Genomic DNA, 5,285 nt, shown 5'->3' with positions numbered 1-5,285 from the left:
TTATATACATTTTCCATGTATGTGAACAACCTGTTAAAAAACCTTCTCAGCGGCCTCTGACGGCCATTTTCCGGCATTTTCCACTGCGAAAAACGTTATCTTCGTGATCTGTGCCTTTTTATAACCAATTAAAATATTACGGCGTGAACATGAACTTGAAGCGATCGGTTAAACCGTTGATTTTTATTCTTACTATTGGTCTTTTTGCATTTCTGATTACCACCCTTACTACAGCAGATCATCCTTCGGCAGCTCATGAACCGGCTGTTGCAGCGATCAAAACAGATTCCGCTCAGGAGATAAGTCTCTATGATAACATGAGACTGGACACTACTGGTCTGTCAAGGGAAGCTTTTGAAAACGCATTAAAAGGCTATCAACACCTGGAAGAAAGCGGACGGATAAAAAATCCGGACGTTATTTCTATCATTGACTTTTCCCTGCCCAGTACCAAAAAACGTTTATTCGTAATAGATCTTAAAAATAAACTATTACTTTTCAACACCCTGGTATCTCATGGCAGAAATTCAGGTAAAGACATTGCCAGTACTTTTTCTAACCAGATGAACAGTTTCAAAAGCAGTCTGGGCTTCTATATCACTGGCAACACTTATACCGGCGAACACGGCTACTCCCTTCGTTTGGAAGGAGAAGAAGCCGGCATCAACGGTAACGCCCTCAGCAGAGGTATTGTGATGCACAGCGCGAATTATGTCAATGAAAGTTTAGGTAAAGTACAGGGCTACATTGGCCGCAGCCTGGGATGCCCCGCTATCCCCGAAAACATTCACCGCAAAGTGATTGAATGTATCAGAAACGGTACCTGCCTGTTTTTATACAGCCCGGATAAATACTATTCCGCGCATACAAAAATCCTGAGCAAAGACGGCACCCCTTCCTGATTTACTGAAACAATTTTTTCCTGAAAATAATATCGTGTCCATACACATCGGATGCGAAGTGCAATGCACCATTATCACTCCAGGCGGTAAAATAAGTAATGATCACCGGAACAGGATCTTTTACCGCCACAAATTTCTCCTTGCCACTATTCATGGCGCTGTCAATTTTTTCGTTGGTCCATTGGGGTGAGTCCTCCAATACAAACTGCGCCATTTTCACCGGGTCTTTCAATCGTATACAACCATGGCTGTAAGCGCGGTTATCGCGATCAAACAGCCCCTTCTCCGGCGTATCGTGGAAGTAGATGTTGTAACTGTTCGGAAACAAGAATTTCACCTTTCCAAGCGCATTGTGCGCACCCGGCAATTGCCGTATCACCGGTAGCCCATTGGCGGTGCCGGTTACCTGCATATGTTTGGCCGCCAGGTAACGCTTATTACGCGCCATAGCAGGCAATATTTCTTTCCGCACAATGCTGCGCGGAATATTCCAGTAAGGACTAAACACTACCTGGTTTAGTACCCCTGAAAACATGGTCGTGCTATGCCCTTCCTTCCCTACTACTATATCCATGTCAAACAAGCGGTTGGCGCCATCCGTTACATGCAGCACAAAAGCCGGTATATTTACCACTATCAACTTGCCCGCAGGCGTTTCCGGCATCCATTTCATACGTTCCATATTCACGAGCAATTCCTGCAACCGCTCTTCTGCCGGTATATTCAGTACATTAATAACCGTATCATTCAACACCCCGTTTTGCGTATAGCCATTACTGTTACGAACGCGATTCACGGCAGCTTCCAGCTCGTCATTAAACAGCTCACTGCTATCATTACTATTAAGTTCGCCGGTAATCAGCAGCCGTTTTTTTATGGGTGTTATTTCGGGAGAAGACTGCCCTTTCTTTAACCCCTTTTTCACGGCGGGCAAAGGCTGCCAGCCACCTTTGCTGACATATTCCCTATGGGCTTTGAGCGGCCCTTTCATCACGGCTACTGCCGGAAACATTTTATCGTTGGTTTGCAACATCGAATCAGCCAGCACCATCACCGGGTAACGCTGTGCCGGTACCATATGCTCCAGCTGCGCTATACTGCCGTTCTTTTCCTGGAAATAGTTAATCAATCGCCAGGTCAACTGTAATTCCGTATTCACCATTTGCGGATCTGAAGCCTTGATATCCAGACTATCTTCGTCCATTAAAGCATCGAGGCGCCTGTCCAGCGCCCTGTTGCTGGTACTATCTTTACTATAGTTGTACAAACTGCGGAAAGCAGCCGCCTGTTCTACCGGCCCATGACTGTCCAGCCAGGCAAATTCAAAATTGCGCGCATTATAAAAGCTGCGCAACCGGGTAGCAATCGTATCATCCAGCTTTTGCGCCACAATAAACTTTTCTACCGCCGCAGTATCCAGGAACAGGTCATTATAAGCATTTTCCGGGGTAATCCCGGTATTTCGGGGGCTTATATCACTTTGATCATTGGAATTAACCGGGGCAGAAGGGGAATTACAGCTGCTCCCCGCAACGTATGCAAACAACGTAATCAATAATAGCCTTTTCATACCAGTGCTATATCAAAAGAAAAGCCGGTTGCAACAAGCCCTCTCAGCGCGGCAATTGCTCCGGCCCTTCGTAGCCAGCCGGGAACAAACTGTGCATTTAGCGCAACAAAAAGTCCCCCTGCACCTGGCAGGAGGACTTGTCCACCGTTGTGATATTATAAATACTAATCTTTCAAACCCAGGTACTTCTGTACAGACTTATAATCCTTCCAGTCTACGCTGCTGCTGCTACGGGCAGTAGTGCCGCCGGGAACCAGCACATAGCGGTACTGGAAAACCTTTACGTTATCACTATTAGGACCGGTACTTAAATCCACATTCGAATTCAAACTAATATTTCCGGTTTCTGCGGCAAAATTAATGTACACCTGTGCGTCAACATACGGAACAGGTACTATAAAAGGCGCATCTGCGCTTCCAAGGTTAAAGTAAACATATACCAGGCCGCTGCTGACGATTTCCTTGGTTAATTTGGCCGCCGGGATACTGGCTTCATATCCCAGTGTATCACCGCCGTCATTGGTGAACGGAGCATAGGTAACGTCCAGCCAGGCAGAATAAATAACATTGGCGGTGCCGGGATCGCCTTTCGGTCCGGCAGTACCATTAGCACCAGCGGGACCAGCAGGACCGGCAGGGCCAGCAGGACCAGCGGATCCATCTTTGGAACACGAAGCAAAAGCAAGAATAGCAGCCAATAACAAAAGGTAAGGCAGGTGACAGTGAATACGTTTCATAAAGGACCGATTTTGGATGATTTAAATATGATGAATTTATTGAGGCAATTCGAAGGCAAACGGGATCATTAACACACTAGTCAATATACAAAAAAACAAATAACAAAAAAACGATAATTTAGTTCAAACCATTATTCATAAAAAAGGGATGCATTAAAAGTAATTTTTACCCGGTTTTAACCGGATACCTGATGGAAAAAATCTCGCTTACACGATGCTCCCGCCCATCAAATTACTTTTAATACATCCCTACAAGTATCTTATCAGGTATTATACCCTGCCCATTACCGGGTCACTGAAACTTTCCTTTCCTGTTTCTACCCTACCGGCATACCGCTGTTCAAATGAACCGCTGCCCGCTACCTTCACTGAAAAGTCGTACCAGCCATGACTTTTGGATAAATCTATTACCAGCGTTGCTTCCGTACGGGCAGCTACTGTTTTCTTCAGCTCCCCTTTATGGTAACCCAGGTCAGTGATAGAGATATTGGCAGCTTTGCTACCATGATTGATCAGCTTCAACTCCACATTTCCTGTGAGCTTCCGGCTATTGGTCAGGCTACCCTGATAGTTACACAGCACTTCTATCTGCGGATCATTGGCATCGCCGGCAAATTCACGATAAAAGCCATTAGGACCATACACCCTTAAATGGTAATGTGCATCTTCAAAGGAAGCCAGCGGCCAGGTATCTTTCAACTTATCGGCGGCCTTCACCCCGTAAGACCAGGTTCTTACCGGTTCCATGGTTTGGGTGTCTTCCTGCAAATATTTACCGGGAGCATACACGTTAAAAGGTGCACCTACCGCTTGTTTGCCAAATACTTTGTTGCCCGCTTCAAAGCTGATTTCAAATGATTTTTTATCTGCACTCAGCTTACCACCCACATATAACTCATACGGCAACGCGTTGGAAATACGCACGCCTTTCTCCTGCTGTGCCATCCACTCCGACCCTGCAGGATTGATGTTGATCTTCGCAATTTCATCCGCGGTCAGCAGTTTAAAACCATCCGGCAACTTCTTGAATTTTGCGTTGTACACCATTTCTATAAACTCATTCCTTTCCGGGAAAGGCACGGTTACCTTTTCCCCGTTGAACGGACGGAAAACAGAAGTCAGGTCACCACACACCGTACGACGCCATTCGGAGATATTCGTTTCCTTAATAGCCTTACCCGTTTTATGCTGCAGGAAGTTTTCCATCAGCCGCAAAATAGAGGTGTGATCACATACCTGCGAGTTCACATACCCGCCCCGGCTCCAGGGAGAGGCAATCACCAGCGGTACCCGGTATCCCAATCCTATCGGGCTTTCGCGGATCTCATCTGCACCCAGGTATTTCTTGGCCTGTTCCTCTTCTTTTGTTACGTATTCCAAACCGGTATCTATTCCTTCAGAAACCTTTCCTGTACCCGGTTTATGTGGTGCAGTGAAAGGAGGCACGTGATCGAAGTAACCATCGTTTTCATCATAACAAAGAATGAAAATAGTTTTCTTCCATACCTCTTCTTTGCTGGTTAATGCATCCAGTACTTCAGACACGTACCAGGCGCCATACCAGGGCGAACCCGGATGGTCAGAAAATTCTCCCGGCGCCACCAGCCAGGATATGGTAGGCAGCTTACCCTCATTTACATCTGTTCTGAACTGATGCAGGATATCGCCTTTAGGCACCTGCACCGTTCTTTCTGTATCCCCATCTTTATAGGTGAGCGTTTCCAGCTCATGATAGTTCGGATCACCTATATTGGTGGTAAATGCTTTGCTGTGCAGGTTTTGTGCACGTTGCGACAGTTTCGCAAAGTTAGCCGCGGTAAACTTTTCTGCATCACTCTTGACGCGCTCCAGCTCCGCTTTGCGCTGCGCCAGTTTTTTCTCTGCCTTGGCTTTTTCGTTCGGCGCAGAAGTGGCCGCCAATATAGCTTCCAGGTCGGTTATTTCTGCCGGAAGCGCTTTGATTCTTCTTTGCAGATAAGCGATATGCCCCGCAGCAAAACGTACATTGAAGGCCGCAAACCATTCTATCGGGTTATCGGTAAAATTGGCCAGCATGCCATCTTTCTCCCCTTCCAG

At 46.5% G+C, this 5,285-nt stretch carries 4 protein-coding genes; 1 reads left to right on the top strand and 3 read right to left on the bottom strand.

The features are described 5' to 3' along the window. Positions 1–149: 149 nt before the first annotated feature. Entirely contained in the window at positions 150–902 is a 753-nt protein-coding gene (locus VIP81_RS05020; RefSeq protein ID WP_331957380.1) for a murein L,D-transpeptidase catalytic domain family protein, read from the top strand. A 1-nt stretch (position 903) separates the two neighbouring features. On the opposite strand, the gene VIP81_RS05015 is transcribed toward VIP81_RS05020, so the two are convergent. The 3 genes from VIP81_RS05015 to VIP81_RS05005 form a co-directional block, all read right to left on the bottom strand. Then, a complete protein-coding gene (locus tag VIP81_RS05015; RefSeq protein WP_331957379.1) occupies positions 904–2,472 on the bottom strand; it encodes a L,D-transpeptidase family protein in 1,569 nt (522 codons plus the stop codon). A 164-nt stretch (positions 2,473–2,636) separates the two neighbouring features. Continuing rightward, positions 2,637–3,209: a hypothetical protein gene (locus tag VIP81_RS05010; protein ID WP_331957378.1), complete on the bottom strand. Its 573-nt coding sequence runs from the start codon at positions 3,207–3,209 to the stop codon at positions 2,637–2,639. Positions 3,210–3,479: 270 nt separating this feature from the next. Then, positions 3,480–5,285 (bottom strand): alkaline phosphatase family protein (locus VIP81_RS05005; protein ID WP_331957377.1); only part of this gene is annotated, 1,806 nt, incomplete at its 5' end.

This window comes from Chitinophaga sp. (genome assembly GCF_036566945.1).
Lineage (GTDB): Bacteria > Bacteroidota > Bacteroidia > Chitinophagales > Chitinophagaceae > Chitinophaga.
The sequence above is the reverse complement of the archived record's forward strand: the minus strand, read 5'-3'. Positions and strand labels throughout refer to the sequence as shown.